General features: G+C 56.7%; 15 protein-coding genes. 7 read left to right on the forward strand and 8 right to left on the reverse strand.

Annotated features, from left to right (window positions below; translation table 11 throughout):
* Window positions 1-181 precede the first annotated feature (181 nt).
* The 3 genes from parC (at window position 182) to ftsP (ending at window position 4,810) form a co-directional block, all read left to right on the forward strand.
* The gene (gene parC, locus Q7C21_RS16730) at window positions 182-2,455 is read left to right on the forward strand and encodes a DNA topoisomerase IV subunit A (RefSeq protein WP_003848464.1); all 2,274 of its coding nucleotides are present in this window, start codon (window positions 182-184) and stop codon (window positions 2,453-2,455) included.
* 45 nt (window positions 2,456-2,500) lie between these two features.
* Window positions 2,501-3,238, forward strand: a complete 738-nt coding sequence (locus tag Q7C21_RS16735; RefSeq protein ID WP_003848465.1) for a 1-acylglycerol-3-phosphate O-acyltransferase — start codon at window positions 2,501-2,503, stop codon at window positions 3,236-3,238.
* A 141-nt stretch (window positions 3,239-3,379) separates the two neighbouring features.
* Window positions 3,380-4,810, forward strand: a complete 1,431-nt coding sequence (gene ftsP, locus Q7C21_RS16740) for a cell division protein FtsP (protein ID WP_003848467.1) — start codon at window positions 3,380-3,382, stop codon at window positions 4,808-4,810.
* Between the two features lie 99 nt (window positions 4,811-4,909).
* Here ftsP and dkgA read toward each other — a convergent pair whose 3' ends face one another.
* On the reverse strand, window positions 4,910-5,734 hold the full coding sequence (gene dkgA / locus Q7C21_RS16745; RefSeq protein WP_003848468.1) for a 2,5-didehydrogluconate reductase DkgA: 825 nt from the start codon (window positions 5,732-5,734) through the stop codon (window positions 4,910-4,912).
* Between the two features lie 204 nt (window positions 5,735-5,938).
* On the opposite strand from dkgA, the gene Q7C21_RS16750 reads away from it, so the two are divergent.
* Entirely contained in the window at window positions 5,939-6,847 is a 909-nt protein-coding gene (locus Q7C21_RS16750) for an AraC family transcriptional regulator (protein WP_008925731.1), read from the forward strand.
* Window positions 6,848-6,897: 50 nt separating this feature from the next.
* Here the strand turns inward: Q7C21_RS16750 and Q7C21_RS16755 are convergent, their stop codons facing one another.
* The 5 genes from Q7C21_RS16755 to Q7C21_RS16775 form a co-directional block, all read right to left on the reverse strand.
* The gene (locus Q7C21_RS16755; RefSeq protein ID WP_003848472.1) at window positions 6,898-7,560 is read right to left on the reverse strand and encodes a DedA family protein; all 663 of its coding nucleotides are present in this window, start codon (window positions 7,558-7,560) and stop codon (window positions 6,898-6,900) included.
* 174 nt (window positions 7,561-7,734) lie between these two features.
* Window positions 7,735-8,925 carry a cystathionine beta-lyase gene (gene metC, locus Q7C21_RS16760; protein WP_039659364.1) on the reverse strand — a complete coding sequence of 397 codons (1,191 nt, stop codon included), beginning with the start codon at window positions 8,923-8,925 and terminating at the stop codon, window positions 7,735-7,737.
* Window positions 8,926-9,058: 133 nt separating this feature from the next.
* Window positions 9,059-10,345, reverse strand: a complete 1,287-nt coding sequence (locus Q7C21_RS16765) for a TRAP transporter large permease (RefSeq protein WP_003848476.1) — start codon at window positions 10,343-10,345, stop codon at window positions 9,059-9,061.
* 13 nt (window positions 10,346-10,358) lie between these two features.
* On the reverse strand, window positions 10,359-10,865 hold the full coding sequence (locus Q7C21_RS16770; RefSeq protein ID WP_003848478.1) for a TRAP transporter small permease: 507 nt from the start codon (window positions 10,863-10,865) through the stop codon (window positions 10,359-10,361).
* 49 nt (window positions 10,866-10,914) lie between these two features.
* Window positions 10,915-11,886, reverse strand: a complete 972-nt coding sequence (locus tag Q7C21_RS16775) for a TRAP transporter substrate-binding protein (protein WP_003848480.1) — start codon at window positions 11,884-11,886, stop codon at window positions 10,915-10,917.
* A 350-nt stretch (window positions 11,887-12,236) separates the two neighbouring features.
* Between Q7C21_RS16775 and exbB the strand changes: the two genes are divergently transcribed.
* The 3 genes from exbB to Q7C21_RS16790 all read left to right on the forward strand — a co-directional run bounded on the left by exbB (window position 12,237) and on the right by Q7C21_RS16790 (window position 14,950).
* Window positions 12,237-12,959 (forward strand): tol-pal system-associated acyl-CoA thioesterase, encoded by a 723-nt coding sequence (exbB, locus tag Q7C21_RS16780; protein ID WP_181162245.1) that lies wholly within the window; start codon window positions 12,237-12,239, stop codon window positions 12,957-12,959.
* A gap of 6 nt (window positions 12,960-12,965) precedes the next feature.
* Complete coding sequence (exbD, locus tag Q7C21_RS16785; RefSeq protein WP_039659362.1) at window positions 12,966-13,388, forward strand: TonB system transport protein ExbD; 423 nt, start codon at window positions 12,966-12,968, stop codon at window positions 13,386-13,388.
* A 236-nt stretch (window positions 13,389-13,624) separates the two neighbouring features.
* Window positions 13,625-14,950 (forward strand): MFS transporter, encoded by a 1,326-nt coding sequence (locus Q7C21_RS16790; RefSeq protein WP_003848486.1) that lies wholly within the window; start codon window positions 13,625-13,627, stop codon window positions 14,948-14,950.
* Here the strand turns inward: Q7C21_RS16790 and Q7C21_RS16795 are convergent.
* Window positions 14,947-15,924: a spore coat U domain-containing protein gene (locus Q7C21_RS16795; RefSeq protein ID WP_003848487.1), complete on the reverse strand. Its 978-nt coding sequence runs from the start codon at window positions 15,922-15,924 to the stop codon at window positions 14,947-14,949. The genes Q7C21_RS16790 and Q7C21_RS16795 overlap by 4 nt on opposite strands.
* Complete coding sequence (locus Q7C21_RS16800) at window positions 15,921-18,368, reverse strand: fimbria/pilus outer membrane usher protein (protein ID WP_039659359.1); 2,448 nt, start codon at window positions 18,366-18,368, stop codon at window positions 15,921-15,923. The genes Q7C21_RS16795 and Q7C21_RS16800 overlap by 4 nt, the downstream gene beginning before the upstream one ends.
* Between the last annotated feature and the right edge of the window lie 6 nt (window positions 18,369-18,374).

Here is an 18,374-nt window from a genome sequence, read left to right on the forward strand (position 1 = left end):
CGCTGAGAGTCCATGCACCTGGCGCGAGAATCAGGTACTTCCGGCGACTGAAATCGCGCTGAGTGACGCCTGCTGTCCCGCGCTTCCCCTGTGACTAACACTGGCGAATAAGGTACTATCCTCGCCAAACCACCGCCGGGTGTCCCGCCGTTGTGGGCCACGATGTGAGGATGAGAAATTCATGAGTGAACTGACGCAGGATGGTGCAGAGCGTCTTGCCCTGCATACCTTTACCGAGGATGCGTATTTAAAATATTCGATGTACGTCATCATGGACCGCGCGTTGCCTTATATCGGTGACGGGCTGAAGCCTGTACAGCGACGCATTATCTACGCCATGTCGGAACTGGGTCTCAATGCCAGCGCCAAATTTAAAAAATCCGCGCGCACCGTGGGTGATGTGCTGGGTAAATACCATCCGCATGGCGACAGCGCCTGTTATGAAGCGATGGTATTAATGGCGCAGCCGTTCTCTTACCGTTATACGCTGGTCGATGGACAGGGTAACTGGGGTGCACCGGATGATCCCAAGTCGTTTGCAGCCATGCGTTACACCGAATCACGCCTGTCAAAATATGCCGAGCTGCTGTTAGGTGAGCTAGGCCAGGGAACGGTGGAATTTCAGCCGAACTTTGACGGCACGCTGCAGGAGCCAAAAATTCTGCCGGCGCGTCTGCCTAATATCCTGCTCAATGGCACTACCGGCATTGCCGTCGGTATGGCGACCGATATTCCGCCGCATAATCTGCGCGAAGTCGCTCAGGCCGCCATTGCGCTGATTGACGCACCAAAAACGACGCTGGAAGCGCTGCTGGATATCGTTCAGGGACCGGATTACCCGACCGAGGCGGAGATCATTACGCCGCGTGACGAGATCCGTAAAATGTATCAGACCGGTCGCGGCTCTATTCGCCAGCGTGCGGTATGGAAAAAGGAAGAGGGTGAGGCGGTCATTACCGCGCTGCCGCATCAGGTCTCCGGCGCACGCGTGCTGGAACAGATTGCTAACCAGATGCGCAATAAAAAGCTGCCAATGGTTGAGGATCTGCGTGATGAGTCTGACCATGAGAACCCGACCCGTCTGGTGATCGTGCCACGCTCCAATCGTGTCGATCTCGATCAGATAATGAACCATCTGTTCGCCACCACCGATCTTGAGAAAAGCTACCGCGTTAACCTCAACATGATCGGGCTGGATAACCGCCCGGCGGTGAAAAACCTGCATGAGATCCTGACCGAGTGGCTGGTGTTCCGCCGCGACACGGTCAAGCGTCGTCTTAATTACCGACTGGATCGCGTGCTGCGCCGCCTGCATATCCTGGAAGGATTGCTGGTTGCGTTCCTGAACATTGATGAAGTCATCGACATCATCCGTACTGAGGATGAGCCGAAGCCGGTTCTGATGTCACGTTTTGGCATCAGCGAAACCCAGGCCGAATCGATCCTCGAACTGAAGTTGCGTCACCTGGCGAAGCTCGAAGAGGTGAAGATCCGTGCCGAGCAGGCGGATCTGGAAAAAGAGCGCGATCAGCTGCAGGCCACGCTGGCCTCTGAACGCAAGATGAACACCCTGCTGAAAAAAGAGTTACAGGCTGATAGCGCCAGTTACGGCGACGATCGCCGTTCACCACTGCGTGAGCGTGAAGAAGCCAAAGCGCTGAGCGAAACCGAGCTGGTGCCGTCTGAACCGGTCACCATTGTGCTGTCGCAGATGGGCTGGGTGCGCAGCGCCAAAGGTCACGATATCGATCCGGCCGGACTGAGCTACAAAGCGGGCGACAGCTATCTTGCTGCGGCACGCGGCAAGAGCAATCAGCCGGTGGCCTTTATCGACTCCACCGGCCGCAGCTACACGCTGGATCCGACATCACTGCCTTCCGCGCGCGGTCAGGGCGAGCCGCTGACCGGCAAGCTGACGCCACCGCCGGGTGCCGTCGTTGAACAGGTGCTGATGGAGCCGGATGACCAGCGTCTGCTGATGGCTTCTGATGCAGGCTACGGCTTTATCTGTACTTTCAGCGATCTGGTATCACGTAACCGCGCCGGTAAAGCGCTGCTGACGCTGCCGGAAAATGCCCGCGTGATGACGCCGATGGCCGTCCATCATGAAGATGACATGCTACTGGCGATTACACAGGCGGGACGGATGCTGATGTTCCCGGTTGGCGAACTGCCGCAAATGTCGAAAGGCAAGGGCAATAAAATCATCTCGATTCCGTCAGCGGAAGCGGCTGCCGGTCAGGATAAACTGGCCTGGCTGATGATTCTGCCGCCGGGCAGCGCTATCACGCTGCACGTGGGCAAGCGTAAAATGCTGCTGCGCAGTGAAGAACTCCAGAAATTCCGCGCCGATCGCGGACGTCGCGGCACGCTGTTACCGCGCGGCCTGCAAAAAATTGATCGTGTTGAACTGGATGCGCCTGCGCGTCCGGCGAGCCCGGATAGCGAAGCGTAAACTACCCGGCTGACCCTGCGTCAGCCGTGGCTCAATGAGGGAACTATGTTACTGATTCTGCGTGCCATTATCGTCATCATTTATTCGATTTTAATCTGTATTTTTGGCTGTATCTGGTGTCTTTTTTCACCCCGCGATCCGCGCCACGTCGCGACGTTTGGTCGTCTGTTCGGCAAATTGTCGACGGTGTTTGGCCTGAAAGTAGAGTTGCGCAGACCGGAAGGCGCAGAGAATTATGGTAATGCGATCTACATCGCCAACCACCAGAACAACTACGACATGGTCACTGCGGCTAAAATGGTGCAGCCCTATACGGTCACCGTGGGCAAGAAGAGCCTGCTGTGGGTGCCGTTTTTTGGCCTGCTCTACTGGCTGACCGGTAATCTGCTGATTGATCGCGATGACCGGGCTAAAGCGCGCGGCACCATCGGTGAGCTGGTGGATCAGTTCAACAGCAAGCGCATCTCGATCTGGATGTTCCCGGAAGGGACGCGCAGTCGTGGTCGTGGCTTGCTGCCGTTTAAAACGGGTGCCTTCCACGCTGCCGTGGCGGCCGGTGTGCCGATCATTCCGATTGTGGTCTCGAACACACACGGCAAGATCAATCTTAACCGCTGGAACAATGGACTGGTCATCGTTGAAATGCTGCCACCGGTTGATGTTAAAGCTTTCGAGTCGTCGTCGGTACGTAAGCTGGCAACCCACTGTCGCGAACAGATGGCGGCAAAGCTGGAAGAGTTGAACGCCGAAGTCGCCGAACGCGAAAAAAACGGAAAAATCTGACCGGCGAATCACTCGCCGAACTCATCTGCAGGGATGCAACCCGGCGAGCCTTTACCGGCTCGTCGTGAACGCAGCACAGCAAAACAGATCAATAAAAACAGGGTCGGCGCTCAGCGCCACGCGTAAAGGGTCAGAAGTTTTATGTCTTTCAGCAGACGTCAGTTCATCCAGCTTTCTGCTGGAGCGGCGCTTAGCGCCAGTGTACTACCTCATGCGGCGCGCGCCGCTTCTCCAGCTAATGGCGATACGCCACTGCCCATTCCGCCGTTACTGGAATCCCGTCGTGGCCAGCCGCTGTTTCTGACGATGCAGCGCAGCCACTGGTCCTTTAATGGTGACAATAACAAAGTGCCGGTATGGGGCATTAATGGCCTCTATCTGGGGCCGACCGTTCGGGTTTACAGCGGCGATGACGTTAAGCTGATCTACAGCAATCGGCTGAATGAGTCAGTCTCCATGACGGTCAGCGGTTTGCAGCTGCCAGGGGCGTTAATGGGCGGTGCGCCACGTATGATGTCGGCTGGTGTGGACTGGTCGCCAGTGCTGCCGATTCGTCAGGCGGCTGCAACCTGCTGGTATCACGCTAATACCCCAAACCGCATGGCTCCGCACATTTATAATGGTCTGGCGGGCATGTGGCTGGTAGAAGATGATATCGGCAAACAGCTGCCGCTGCCGAAGCATTACGGTGTCGATGACTTCCCGATTATCATTCAGGACAAACGGCTCGATAACTTCGCCACGCCAGTCTATGACCCGCCACAGGATGGCGGCTTCCTGGGTGATACTCTGCTGGTGAATGGCGTACGCAATCCCTTTGTCGAGGTGTCACGCGGCTGGGTGCGTCTGCGCTTGCTGAACGCCTCAAATGCGCGACGTTATGAGATGGTGCTAAGCGACAACCGTCCGTTTATGGTCATCGCCAGCGATCAGGGCTATCTGCCTGCACCGGTGGCGGTGCAGCGTCTGTCACTGGCACCGGGCGAACGCCGCGAAGTGCTGATAGATATGTCGCAGGGTGATGAAGTGTCGATAACGGCGGGTACGGCGGCGGGCATCATGGACAGGCTGCGCGGTTTCTTTGAGCCATCCTCTATTCTTACCTCTACCCTGATCCTGACGCTGCGACCCACCGGCTTACTGCCGCTGGTGACAGATAATCTGCCAATGCGGCTGCTGGCCGATCAGATTCTGGATGGTGTGGCGGTTCGCACGCGCGAATTCCGCATTGGCGACAGCATGCCGGGCATTAATGGCGCGCTCTGGGATATGAACCGCATTGACACGACCGCGCAGCAGGGCACCTTTGAACGCTGGATCCTGCACGCTGACCGGCCACAGTCACTGCATATTCAGGGCGTGATGTTCCTGATTAAAAGCGTGAATGGGGCGCAGCCGATGGGCGAAGATCGTGGCTGGAAAGATACGGTCTGGGTGGATGGCAGCGTGGAGCTGATGGTCACCTTCCCGCAAAGCTCATCCGATCATTTCCCGTTCGTCTATTACAGCCAGACGCTGGAACTGGCCGATCGGGGTACGGCGGGGCAGCTTGAGGTGCAGCCCACTTCATAACAGCGCGGTCAGGCTGGAAAGACCGGCCTGACCGCGTTAATTACACGCTACTCTGCAGTTCCAGGGCAGCGTGTACGCATCACCGGGCGACGCATCCCCTTAGTTAAACGTCTCCGGATCCGGACCCAGACGATTGCCGCTGTCCAGTTTCGCAATATCACTCACTTCATGCTTATCCAGACGGAAGTCGAACACCTTAAAGTTCTCTTCGATACGCGCTGGCGTCACCGACTTCGGAATCACCACCAGGCCGCTATCCAGATGCCAGCGGATCACGATCTGCGCAGGTGTCTTGCTGTATTTCTTCGCCAGCGACTTAATGATCTCCTGATCGAAGACCCCTTTGCCGCCCTGAGCCAGCGGACTCCAGGATTCGGTCTGGATCTGATGCAGCGCGTTCCATGCATGCAGCGTACGCTGCTGAAGCATCGGGTGCAGCTCAATCTGGTTTACGACTGGCGTCACACCGGTTTCATCCAGCAGGCGCTTCAGGTGCGCTTCATGGAAGTTACAGACGCCGATGCTTTTGGTCAGCCCCTGCTGCTGCAGTTCGATCATCTTCTTCCAGGCATCAACGTAGTTGTCTTTTTCCGGGCACGGCCAGTGCATCAGATAGAGATCAACCTGATCCAGTTTCAGTTTTTCCAGGCTGGTTTCCATCGCCTGCTGAACGTTCTGCTGATCGTCGTTCCACAGTTTGGTGGTCACGAAAATCTCTTCGCGTGGCACGTCGGTTTCCTGGAGCGCCTGGCCAATCGCCTCTTCATTTTTATAGGCGGCGGCAGTATCGATGGAACGATAGCCGACCTCAAGCGCTTTCAGCACCGCATGACGTGCATCTTCGATGCTGGCCTGCCATACGCCGAGTCCCAGTTGCGGCATCATATTGCCATCGCGCAGTTTGATAATGGGTTGGTCTGCCATAGTTGCTCCTTTCCGTTGCGGTTAATCCGTGAGATTTCACTGTGCTTAAGTCTAGCCAACAATTCTCAGCCTGCTTAGCTCAGTCGATAACAGCACGCCTGGTCTTATGCCCGATTCGGTAAATTTATTGCCTGATTCTCCTGGCTGCTGGCGATTCAGGCATTCGCACGGCAAACTGGCTTTTTGTCCGAAAAAGGAGTCGCTATGGCGCACGATGCACTGTGTCACCGGCTGGCACAGCAGGTCGTCACGTTAATGACCCACGGTCACGACCGTCTCTGTCCGGTCGAAAATGTGTCGCTGATTTATGCGAATCAATATCGTCCGCGTACGCCGATGATGTATCAGCCCGGCATTGTGATCCTGTTTCAGGGCAGCAAAACCGGTTATCTCGGCAGCACCGTGTTTCAGTATGACGCCAGCAAGTATCTGATGCTCACCGTGCCGCTGCCGGTGGAGTGCGAAACCTGGGCTTCGCCGGAGATACCCATTGCCGGGCTGTGCCTCAACGTCGATACCGCCAGTCTGCAGGATCTGCTGATTGAAATTGGTGATGACGATCAGTTTCAGCCGCAGCCACAGACCTCGGGCATTCACTCGGCCTGGCTGACGGAGCCGATGCTGTGTGCCGCTGAGCGACTGCTGGATGTGATGACCCAGCCGCGCGATGCGCGGGTGCTGGGGCCGCACATCGTGCGGGAAATTATCTACTATGTGCTGACCGGCCCGATTGGCGGCGCACTGCTCTCACTGGTGAGCCGACAGACGCAGTTCAGCCTGATCGCGCGCGCCCTCCGGCGGATTGAGAATCACTATGCGGAAAACCTCAGCGTCGATGCGCTGGCGGCAGAAGTGAACATGAGCGTTTCAGCCTTTCACCATAACTTCAAAGCGGTAACGCAAACCTCGCCACTACAGTATCTCAAGCGCTATCGCCTGCATCAGGCGCGATTGCTGATGCTGCACGATGGACTGAAAGCGAGTGCGGCGGCGGTGCGGGTTGGCTATGAAAGTCCTTCGCAGTTCTCGCGGGAATTTAAACGTTATTTTGGCGTGACGCCGGGGGAAGAGGTTAATCGTGTCAGGCAGACGGTGACGGATTCCTCTTTGTAGGTCGCCGATCCGGCCGCCAGGAGGCGGCGGATCCCGAGGCTGTGGGCACGTCAGGCGCGTTTCTGGCGACGCTGTTTCCAGATCACCAGAATGCTGCCGAACAGACCGAGCACCAGCAACACCATCGGCAGTATCATCAGAATCGCCATCACCTGATCTTCATGACGCTTGATGAACGGCACCTGGCTGATGCCATAGCCAAAGGTCACCACAATGCCGACCCACAGCAGACCGCTGAGCCAGTTAAACAGCTGAAAACGACTGTTCTGTAAGCCCGCAATGCCCGCCATGGTAGGCAGGATGGTGCGGATAAACGCGAGGAAGCGGCCGACCAGCAGCGCCATCAGACCGTGACGGTTAAACATATTCCAGGCGCGCTGGTGATACTGCGCGGGCAGATGCATCAGCCAGCTCTTAACCAGTCGGGTATTGCCCAGCCAGCGACCCTGCAAATAGCTCAGCCAGCAGCCGAGGCTGGCAGCTGTCGTCAGGATCACCATGGTCGGTACAAAATCCATCACCCCTTTAGCCACCATCGCGCCTGCCAGCAACAGCAGACTGTCTCCCGGCAGGAAAGAGGCGGGTAACAGACCATTTTCCAGAAACAGCGTCAGAAACATCACGCCATACACTACCCATACCACATCCGGATTTGCCAGTGCGGCAAAATCCTGATGCCAGAGCGCCTGGACAATCTCGTGTAAAACACCCATTAGCGATTCCATCACGTCACAAGGAACAATCCGTCTGCGTTCAGACAGTACAGTGAACTCACCAACAATCTGAACGATGCGGGATAAATTTTAACAACAAATGAGCCGCTGCCCGGCAAACACTGCGGGCCACCGCGACCCGGTTTATCTTCTGTTTACTTTCTGTTGAGCGACTCAGCACGTCAGGCGCGAAAAACCGGCTTCCAGGTCAGCCAGCAGGTCATCAACATGCTCCAGGCCAATATGCAACCGCACCAGCGTGCCGGTGAAATCCACACCGCCCGCCGGACGAATCTCTGCCAGCTCTTCCGGCTGATTCGCCAGGATCAGCGATTCATAGCCGCCCCAGGAGTAAGCCATGCTGAAATGATGGAAGTGATCGAGATATTCCGCCAGCTGGGGTGTGTCTAATTTTTCCTGCAGGATAAATGAGAACAGGCCGCTGCTACCGTTAAAATCGCGCTTCCAGAATTCATGACCTTTGCTTTGCGCCAGCGCCGGGTGATTCACCCGCGCCACTTCGGGACGCGCCGCCAGCCACTCTGCCACCTGAATTGCGCTCTCTTCATGCTGGCGCAGACGGGTACCCAGCGTGCGCAGACCCCGGCTTGCCATGTAAGCGGTATCGGCATCGGCCATCTGGCCCATAAGATAGGAGTTCTCGCGCAGCTGGTCGATGCAGCGCGCATTAGCGACTGCGGTACCAATCATCGCATCGCTGTGACCAATCAGATATTTGGTGCCGGCCTGAATGGAAATATCGATACCGTGCGCCAGCGCATTAAACAGAATACCGGCCGCCCAGGTGTTGTCGATCATGATGATCGCCTCGGGCGCTTTGGCGCGTACAGCCGCCACAATCGCTGGAATATCCTGAACTTCCATGGTGATAGACGCGGGGGATTCCAGGAAAACAACCCGGGTATTCGACTGAACCAGTTCACCGATTTCGCTGCCGATGCAGTGATCGAACCAGCCCGTAGAAACCTGCAGCTTAGCCAGAATTTTCGTACAGAAGTCCTGCGTCGGTTCATAGACCGCGCCACTCATCAGCACGTGGTCACCCGCTTCAACAAATGCCAGAATCGCATTGGCCACGGCAGCCGCGCCGCAAGGGTAGAGCACGCAGCCTGCGCCGCCTTCCAGCTCGGTCATCGCATCCTGCAGCGCAAAGTGCGTCAGGGTGCCACGACGGCCATAAAAGAGTTCACCTTTTGCCCGACCGGCGGTGGCGCGTTTTTTCTCCGCAACGGTATCAAAAACCAGTGAGGAGGCCCGTTGAATCACGCTGTTCACCGAGCCCTGGGTATAACGCTTGCTGCGTCCTGCATTGACGAGCGTGGTATCAATTTTTCTGGTGGTCATGAGTCGCCTTTACCGCTTCGGACTAAGCTCTCACGTTACCACGAAACAGCCAGCAGGGTTGAGACTCAATGGTGATTATCAGAGTGCATCGCAGGAAAAAAAACGGCCCGCTCACGGGCCGTTTTTCTTTGCGTTACATCACGCCCATCAGGCGCGGTAACCAGAGCGAAATGGCGGGAATATAGGTAATCAGCATCAGAACGATAAACAGCATGCCGTAGAACGGTAGCATCGCCCCGACCACCTGCTCAATCTTCTGTTTACTTACCGCGCTGGCGACAAACAGTACTGTGCCGACCGGCGGCGTAATCAGTCCGATGCCGAGATTGGTCAGCATGATCATGCCGAAGTGCACCGGATCAATGCCCAGTGAGGTCGCCACCGGCAGCAATACGGGCGTGAGAATCAGAATCAGCGGCGCCATATCCATCAGCGTGCCCACCACCAGCAGCAGGATGTTGATGCACATCAGAATCACATATTTATTATCAGAGAGGCTGGTAAAGGCTTCGGTGATCATCGTCGGCAGTTGCATGAACGTCATCACCGCACCAAACCCGGCGGCGAAAGCGATCAGCACCATCACGATGGTGACGGTTTTAATGGTGCGAAACAGCAGGATATGCAGCTGATTCCATTTAAAGTCGCGATAGATAAACATGGTGACGAAAAAGGCCCAGATACAGGCGATCGCCGCGGACTCTGAGGCGGTGAAAATACCGGAGAGAATCCCACCCATGATGATGACCACGGTAAACAGGCCCCAGAACGCGTCAAAGAAAATCTTCAGCGCCTGACGAAACGGAATGCGCTCGCCTTTGGGATAGCCGCGTTTGCGTGCGAACCCCAGGCACATCACCATCAGGCAGCCTCCCAGCATCAGTCCCGGCAGGATACCTGCGACAAACAGCGAAGAGATGGTGACCATGCCGCCGGTTGCCAGCGAGTAAATCACCGAGTTGTGACTGGGTGGCGTCAGCACGGCCTGAACGGAGCCGCTGGCCGTTACCGCAGCGGCAAAATCACGCGGATAGCCTTTCTCCTCCATCTGCGGGATCATCACCGAACCAATCGAAGCGGTGTCCGCGACTGACGATCCGGAGATAGCACCAAAGAAGGTCGACGCGACGATGTTAACCAGTGAGAGGCCACCGCGAATAAAGCCGACAAAGATATAGGCGAAATTGACCAGCCGCCGGGCAATCCCACCCTCCGCCATGATCGCACCCGCAAGAATAAAGAACGGGATGGTCAGCAGCGAAAATTTGTTAATGCCATTAGTTATCTGAATCACCACCGCTTCCAGGGGCAGATCGATCCACCAGGCGCCGATAAAAGCGCTCAGGCCGACCGCAAACGCGACCGGAAACCCCACCAACAGCAACACCAGCAAACTGCCTATCAAGATTAATGCATCCATCTTCTGCTCCGGATTAGTGGGTGCCGCCCAGTGTGACAATGGGTCGCTGACTTTGATCGCCGGTCAGCAATCGCTCAACAACAAACAGCAGGGTGAAGATCGCGCCAATCGGGATCGGCAGATACATTTCGCCGTAGGTCACCGTCGGCAGTGAGGCGAGCGTCTGCACCCACATCGCTTCACACAGGCTGTAACTGGCCTGGAAGATCACCAGGCAGGTGAGGATCATCAGCAGATCGCAGACCCGCAGCATCAGGCGCTGGCGGGCAGGTGACAGACGATCGGTGACCATTGACACGCAGATATGTGTTCCGGCACGAAAGCCGACCGGCGCGCCGATAAAAGTGAATATGATCATGCAGATAATGGCGACCGGTTCTGGCCAGGAGAGTGCGCCGTTCATCACGTAACGGGCGAAGATGCCAACAGGAATGACCGTCACCATGATCAACAGCGCCACGGCGGCCACCAGCATGCACAGCAGATAAAGCCCATCCATCAGACGCGTATAAGCAGACATAATTAATACCTGATTAAGCACGCCACACGGCAGTGTGGCGCGGGAAGGGTTATTTCACGTCGGCGATTAGGGTCATCAGATCCTGATATTTGCCGCCGAATTGATCGCGCACCGGCTGGGTAGCCTTAACGAAGTAGTCGCGGTCGGTCTGCTGGAAGGTCACGCCGCCGGCCTTCATTTTGGCGATCGACTGTTCGGTGTAGGTCGCCCAGAGCTGACGCTCTTCATCCTGTGCCTCTTTGCCGAGCTTTTTCAGCAGTGTCTGATCGTCGGGTTTCAGGCGATCCCAGGCGCGTTTCGAAAACAGAATCATCTCTGGCTGAATAAAGTGGCCGGTGAGGGTGTAGTACTTCGCGACCGGCATGTAGTTATGGGCCACAAAGGTAGGTGGGTTGTTCTCGGTGCCATCGACCACGCCGGTCTGCATCGCACTAAAGACTTCGCTGACGCCCATTGCCACCGGATTTGCGCCCATCGCTTTCAGTGTCGCCAGTGAAATGGCGCTGTTCTGCACCCGGATCTTCATACCTTTGAGATCGTCGGGTTTTGCCAGCGGCTTCTTGGTGATCATGTTGCGCTCACCGGCATCCGTCCAGCCCAGGAAGACCATGCGGGCGTTGGGATCCTTATCAAACTTGCTGGCAATCTCGCTGCCTATCTCACCATCCAGCACTTTATGCATGTGGTCGACGTCGCGAAAAATGTAGGGCAGGGTGAGCACGCTGGTTTCCGGGGCGATAGACGTGACCGGAGCCAGTGAGACGCGGATCATATCGATGGCGCCCAGTTGCACCTGTTGCAGCGTCTGGTCTTCATCACCCAGCACGCCACCGGCGTAGATCTTCATCTCCAGCCGTCCATCAGTGGCCTGTTTGAGTTTGTCGCCCATGTGTTGCAGGGCAACCACAGTGGGATAGCCGGCTGGCTGCACTTCAGCGACTTTAATCACCTGTGCCGTGGCGGTGGAACTTATCATGATTGCCGCCAGGGCACTGGCCAGGCATGTTTTTGTCAGTCTCATTATTTTGTCTCCCGCAGAGGTAGGACGGCCTGGAGTCTGGGCTAACCGCAGAGTGCCGTGTGGAGCCAGCATAGTGAAAATGCGTCTGAGTAAAATGCAGTAATGTTGATTGAATGAATGGCGTCACATTTTGAAACGTTGTTTTAATAAATTTTCATGCAGCTTCACATTTTCGAAACGTCCCTGACGGAAAGTGTGTAAAGCTGGTCAAAGCGAGGTCTGTGACCAGAGTTGGGTTTGTAAATACTAATGAGAACTACTATCAATTCGCCGCCATTTTGCTATTATTCGCGCTTGTTTCGCATCCCTGAATCAGAAGTTGGAGAAGCAGCGTGGTAGCCAGTGATTTGATGCAAACGGACCTCTCCGTTTGGGGCATGTATCAACATGCCGATATCGTGGTAAAGGTCGTCATGATTGGCCTGTTGTTGGCATCGGTCGTGACATGGGCAATCTTTTTCGGCAAATATGCTGAACTCAGCGCCGCTAAGCGCCGCCTGAAGCGTGAGCAACTAGCGCTGGGCGAAGCCCGTAGTCTTAATGACGCCGCCCGCATTGCTCAGTCGTTTACCGGTCACAGCCACAGCGTCGTGCTGCTGAACGATGCGCAGAATGAACTCGAATTGTCGGCAGGTGTGGAAGATACCAACGGCATTAAAGATCGCACCAGTTTCCGCCTTGAGCGCCGCGTGGCTGCTTTCAGCCGCCATGCAGGCCGGGGCAATGGCTTCCTGGCAACCATCGGCTCTGTCGCCCCGTTTATTGGTCTGTTCGGCACTGTCTGGGGCATCATGAACAGCTTTATCGGTATTGCGAAAACCCAGACGACGAACCTTGCGGTGGTGGCTCCCGGTATCGCCGAAGCGCTGCTGGCAACGGCGGTGGGTCTGGTCGCTGCGATTCCGGCGGTGGTGATCTACAACGTCTTTGCCCGCATGATCGCTAACTACAAAGCCTCGCTGGGTGATGTTGCCGCTCAGGTGATGCTGTTGCAGAGTCGTGACATCGACCTGGGCACTGTGGCCAAAGAGGTTCCACGTCCCGCGACCGCCCAGAAACTGCGCTTAGGGTAAGCTGTTATGGCCATGCGATTAAACGACGATCTGCAAACCGACGGTGAAATGCATGAGATTAACGTGACGCCGTTTATCGACGTCATGCTGGTTCTGCTGATCATCTTTATGGTAGCCGCGCCACTGGCGACGGTCGACGTGCGCGTCAATCTGCCCGCCTCAACCAGCGCGCCGCAGCCGCGCCCGGAGAAGCCAGTTTATTTGTCGATTAAAGCGGATAAGCAGCTCTACGTCGGTAACGATCAGGTTACGCCTGACTCGCTGGTGAACGTGCTGACCAGCCAGACGCAGGGCAACAAAGAGACGACGATTTTCTTCCAGGCGGACAAGTCGGTGGATTATGAAACCCTGATGAGCGTCATGGATAAACTGCGCACGGCGGGCTATCTGAAAATCGGGCTGATGGGCATGGAAACCGTGAAGGAATAGCGAATTATCGGGCATCCTTAGAAGGCGACTATTGAGGTCGCCTTTTTTTATGCTGGCTCTCTGACCACATAAAATCGGGTCAAGCAGTGCTCAAGCCGATCACTTATGCTGCCTGATTCGGATTGTTAATTGGTTGTTACTTATGTACATAGATTTGTAAATTGCAATGGTGACTCACGTCACATTAATCCCGCTTCAGTCAGGCTAAAACGGCTAAAAAACAATAGGAAGCCGTTATGAGTCACACCCCGTCTTTACAAAAGCCGCCGAAAAGTGCTGCCCGAACTATCTTCAACGTCACCAGTGGTAACTTCCTGGAGATGTACGACTTCATGGTGTTTGGCTACTACGCAACCGCCATTTCAAAAACCTTCTTCCCGGGTGATGACCCGTTTGCTTCCCTGATGCTGACCCTGATGACCTTTGGTGCCGGCTTCCTGATGCGCCCGCTGGGGGCGATCATTTTAGGTGCCTACATCGACCATCATGGGCGCCGTAAAGGCCTGTTGCTGACGCTGGGCTTAATGGCGATTGGTACCCTGACCATTGCGGTGGTACCGGGTTACGCTACCTTAGGCGTGGCAGCACCGATTCTGATTCTGCTGGGGCGTCTGTTGCAGGGCTTCTCGGCGGGGGTTGAGCTGGGTGGCGTATCGGTCTATCTGGCCGAAGTTGCACCCAAAGGACGCAAAGGCTTCTTCGTGAGCTGGCAGTCGGGCAGTCAGCAGATTGCGGTGATCTTTGCTGCCCTGCTGGGCCTGATGCTGAATCATCTGCTGGCGAAAGAAGCGGTAACGGAGTGGGGCTGGCGTATCCCGTTTGTGGTTGGCTGTCTGATTGTGCCGTTCCTGTTCTATATCCGCCGGATGCTGGAAGAGACTGAAGCGTTCAGTAAACGTAAACATCACCCGAGCATGACGGAAATCATGCGGTCGGTCGCCAGCAACTGGGCGCTGGTGCTGGCGGGCATGCTGATGGTGGTCACCACCACGGTGATGTTCTACATGATCACCGCTTTTACACCGACCTTTGGCAAAACTGTATTGATGATGAGCGACAAGCAGGCGTTTCTGGTGACGCTCTGTGTGGGTGTTTCCAACCTCTTCTGGCTCCCGCTGATGGGTACGCTGTCGGACCGCGTGGGACGACGTCCGCTGCTGATTATTTTTACCCTGCTGATGATTGCCACCACCTGGCCGGTGCTTCACTGGATGGTGGGATCGGCCAGCTTCGCTCACCTGCTGGAAGCTGAGCTGTGGCTGTCGTTTCTCTATGCCAGCTATAACGGTGCGATGGTGGTTTATCTGGCAGAAATTATGCCTGCTGAAGTGCGCGCTGCCGGTTTCTCCATGGCTTACAGTCTGGCAACGGCGCTATTTGGCGGCTTTACACCTGCCATCTCCAGCTATCTGATTCACGCCACCGGTGACAAAGCGATGCCTGGCGTCTGGCTCACCTTTGCGGCGGTCTGCGGGCTGATCGGTACGCTGTTGATTGGCCGGATGGTGAAGCAGTATCAGCGGCGTCACAGCGCCACAACGACGGTCAGCGCGTCACTTTAAAACGATAAATCGACGACCACGCTGTCGCTGTAATTTCCCGCAGGCGGCGTGTTCTGAGTGGTCAGGATGCGCGCGGTGTAGTTAAAGCCGCGCGTCAGTCCATCCGCTGATACCGCTGTCGAGGTGGTACTGCTCCAGCGTTCAGTGCCTGCCGCTCCCCAGCGATTGCTGGTGGCACTTTTATAAATCTCATAACTCAGACGGTTCGCTCCGCTCGCCATGTTCCTGACGCTGCCCGCCGGATAACTGCCATTGTTCAGCCCGACGGTATAGGTACTGCCTTTACTGCACAGCACGTTAATGGTCTGCGATACAGCGGAGAAGCTACTCACCAGCGGCGCACTGCCAAAGCTGATGTTGGGTGCGGTGATCGTCGTGCAATCGTTGGTGAGGACAGCGGTAACGTTAATCGGAATCACGCCGCTGCCTTGCTGCTCGCTTAAACAGAGATTACCCACGCCAATACTGGTGCAGATGCGGTAAGTCACAGCCATATTTAGCGTAACGGAATAGGTTCCCGCTGCAACCACCTGACCGGGAACAGTGCGCAGATAGACGGGAAGGGCAAAGTTAAGACTGCCCAGCAAACCTGCCAGATTTATCAGGGTTTGTGAGCTGTAAACAAACGGCGTGCTGCCAATCGTCAGTTCGCTGGCGCAGGCGCTGTCGGTGCAGAGCCGTACTGGCACATTATCGCTGCCGGTGTCACCACTGCGTTTCAGGACGCCCCGTGTGCCGCTGATATTGGTCGCGCCGGTCAGCTGAAACGTTATCTGGTTATTGCCAAGCAGTGACAACGCCGAGCCTGCGCCACAGTTGACGTTGGCGTTAGTGGTCACCGAGCTGACGGTGGTATTCGCCACAAACGTCGTGACCGAGCCGAAGCTGGCGGTCGACGCGGGCAGACCGCAGGCGGCGTAGCTCAGCGACGGCAGTGTCAGCAGCAGGGCAGCCAATAACAGAGATTTGATCATGGTTGGGTTCCGGACGTGAAAGATTCAGCGGGAGAGGCGGCGCTGCCTGCGGCGGGCGCGGGCAGCGCGCAGGTCAGAGGGCCATAGGTTTTCAGCGCCTGCGGCTGACCGCTGGCGATGCGCAGTTCGGTTTCACAGCGGCGGCCATCGGGCGTCACCACCTCCATCGGGTTTCTGGCAGTGAGATTTTCCATCCAGACGATGCCATCCCAGCCGACATACTCAGTGGCATGATCCGCACGCTGTACCAGGCTTGAGACCGGCAGCGGCTGGCCCTGTGCATCAACCAGGATCACGCTGGCAGAGCGCAGTTTTTCCACCGGGAAGTTAAGCAGGTAGCCGCTCTGACGTTTCACCGCAAAACGCTGCTCAACATGGGGCGTGGTCATATCGGCGGGCAGGTCGAGGGTGTCGATATCATATTTGGCCGGGTAGTAGCTGCTGATGGCGGGGACCAGCAGATAGCCCTGTTGGTTAGTGCGTCCCATCGACTGATTTTCATAGCGAACATTAACGTCGGGATAGCCCGTTTTCACCAGCACAAAAGCGTCGTTGATGGCGTTGGCGGCAAAGACGCTGTTGTCCATTAATACCAGTGCACCGGCGACATCGGCCCACTGAGTCAGATTGTCATTATCACCGTAGAAGCCCCCCGAGGTGTCGATATGGTTATTGCGGTAGCGCAGACTGCCCTGCCGGTAGTCGCCACTGTCGCCACTCTGATTCGCCCATGAGGCATCCCAGGCGAATCCACCGTCGCTGGGCATGGCACTGGAGGCATAGAGACGCTGGCTATCGCGACCGCGTTGATCGCGCTCGGTGCTGATCGCCGCGCTGCCCTGCTCGCCAAACGGGATCACCAGCGAGAGAGCACCGGTCCAGCTCTTCTCCTCCTGATCGCGGCTGGCGGAGACATAGAGGCTGCTGTTTCCCCACAGATTCTTACTCCATGAGAGGTTCCACAGGCGGGTGCGATCGCCCTGGCCGTCGGTGATATCGATGAAGGCGGCGCCGACGCTGCCAAAGCGGCTCAGTGAGATGCTGGCGCTGTATTGGGCAGTGCGGCGCGATAGCGTGTAACGGCTATCCGCCTGACTACCGGCACGGCTGCCGACCAGGGCCAGATTGCCAAAGTCGCTGCTGCGCTGGGTCTGCTGCGTGCCGATGTTGAACCAGCGATTGTTGTACTGATAGCCCCAGCTATATTGCCTGCCGCTGTCGCCATCAAGATGACTTTGTGCCACCGCGCCGTTAACCACGCCCCAGCTGCCAACCCGAAGCTGACCTCCCAGCCCGCCCATCGCCAGATTTTCGCTGCCCTCGGCGTGACTCTCCAGCGTCAGCCAGTCGGTCATGCCGTAGCGATATGAGCCACTGGCGGCAGCCGCACCGTAATCGAAGTTTTTAATGCCGTAATTTTCGCGAATCGCCCCGGCGGAGATAGCGTAGTCAGCCAGCCCCGATTTCAGCAGATTGCTGGAGACATAAAACGGCATGGTGGTGGTGACGCGTCGGCCGACCGCATCTGTGGTGGTGATCACCGCGTCACCCGCACCATTGACGAATGGCACATTGGTTAATGACCAGGGGCCAGGCTGCACATTTGCCTGACCGGAGCGATAGCCATTGATAAAGAGATCGACGGTGGAGGGGACTGCAGCCTGGCCAGAGAAGGCGGGTAGCGGATAGGTCACCAGGTCAGGACGGACGCTGAAGTCGCGACCCACACTGATGCCGCCGAGTCGGATGCTGCTGCTCCAGGCAAGCGAGTCAGTCACCAGATCCCCGACCCGCCAGCTCATCACCGCGTTCTCATCTTCATTGCTCCACCAGCTGTCGTAACGGATATAACCGTTGTCCTGATAACCGGGGCTGCCTTCCAGCTGCTGCTGCCAGACGCCGTTGGTAGAGACGTGTCCGGCATCACCGAACAGGCGCAGTTCGTTCCAGGCAGAAAGCCGGGTGCCGGTGGTATCGGTACGGCTGGCGTAGAGATCGTAGTTAATCAGCGCGCCGGCGCTGGTGCGCCCCGGATAGCGCGGTCCGTTCTTCGCCTCGCCAATCACCTGACCGGGAAGCCATTCCGGTGGTACGGTGAGCAGCAGCCGCTGACGGGCGGCGTCATATTCCACACTGACGGATTGCAGGCTGCTGACATCGATCTGCGCCTGCTCACCCAGCTTATCCAGTGGCAGACCGGCACGCTGCAGATCGCCGCTACGCAGCCAGAAATGGTCGTTGCGCTGCTCGACTGGCACAATGTTGCCGTTTTCCTGCTGGTTAATCACCAGCTCCAGCATATATTGCTGACCGCTGCTGCTGGTCTGCAGGCTGTGCGGTGGAGGCAGGGATGAATAGGTCTCCGCCAGCACAGGATCCGGCGTTAAGGCGTAAATGACGCTGGCTACCGTCAGCGCGCAGGGATGCAGGGAAAAAGGTCTCATTCAGCG

Origin of the sequence: Pantoea sp. ANP04, from assembly GCF_041982285.1 — a bacterium.
Lineage (GTDB): Bacteria > Pseudomonadota > Gammaproteobacteria > Enterobacterales > Enterobacteriaceae > Pantoea > Pantoea eucalypti.

What these genes read in the sequence shown, in the direction of transcription:
- parC (WP_003848464.1), top strand. Translation starts at nt 182, where the DNA reads ATGAGTGAACTGACGCAGGATGGTGCAGAGCGTCTTGCCCTGCATACC.
- Q7C21_RS16735 (WP_003848465.1), top strand. Translation starts at nt 2,501, where the DNA reads ATGTTACTGATTCTGCGTGCCATTATCGTCATCATTTATTCGATTTTA.
- ftsP (WP_003848467.1), top strand. Translation starts at nt 3,380, where the DNA reads ATGTCTTTCAGCAGACGTCAGTTCATCCAGCTTTCTGCTGGAGCGGCG.
- dkgA (WP_003848468.1), bottom strand. Translation starts at nt 5,734, where the DNA reads ATGGCAGACCAACCCATTATCAAACTGCGCGATGGCAATATGATGCCG.
- Q7C21_RS16750 (WP_008925731.1), top strand. Translation starts at nt 5,939, where the DNA reads ATGGCGCACGATGCACTGTGTCACCGGCTGGCACAGCAGGTCGTCACG.
- Q7C21_RS16755 (WP_003848472.1), bottom strand. Translation starts at nt 7,560, where the DNA reads ATGGGTGTTTTACACGAGATTGTCCAGGCGCTCTGGCATCAGGATTTT.
- metC (WP_039659364.1), bottom strand. Translation starts at nt 8,925, where the DNA reads ATGACCACCAGAAAAATTGATACCACGCTCGTCAATGCAGGACGCAGC.
- Q7C21_RS16765 (WP_003848476.1), bottom strand. Translation starts at nt 10,345, where the DNA reads ATGGATGCATTAATCTTGATAGGCAGTTTGCTGGTGTTGCTGTTGGTG.
- Q7C21_RS16770 (WP_003848478.1), bottom strand. Translation starts at nt 10,865, where the DNA reads ATGTCTGCTTATACGCGTCTGATGGATGGGCTTTATCTGCTGTGCATG.
- Q7C21_RS16775 (WP_003848480.1), bottom strand. Translation starts at nt 11,886, where the DNA reads ATGAGACTGACAAAAACATGCCTGGCCAGTGCCCTGGCGGCAATCATG.
- exbB (WP_181162245.1), top strand. Translation starts at nt 12,237, where the DNA reads ATGCAAACGGACCTCTCCGTTTGGGGCATGTATCAACATGCCGATATC.
- exbD (WP_039659362.1), top strand. Translation starts at nt 12,966, where the DNA reads ATGGCCATGCGATTAAACGACGATCTGCAAACCGACGGTGAAATGCAT.
- Q7C21_RS16790 (WP_003848486.1), top strand. Translation starts at nt 13,625, where the DNA reads ATGAGTCACACCCCGTCTTTACAAAAGCCGCCGAAAAGTGCTGCCCGA.
- Q7C21_RS16795 (WP_003848487.1), bottom strand. Translation starts at nt 15,924, where the DNA reads ATGATCAAATCTCTGTTATTGGCTGCCCTGCTGCTGACACTGCCGTCG.
- Q7C21_RS16800 (WP_039659359.1), bottom strand. Translation starts at nt 18,368, where the DNA reads ATGAGACCTTTTTCCCTGCATCCCTGCGCGCTGACGGTAGCCAGCGTC.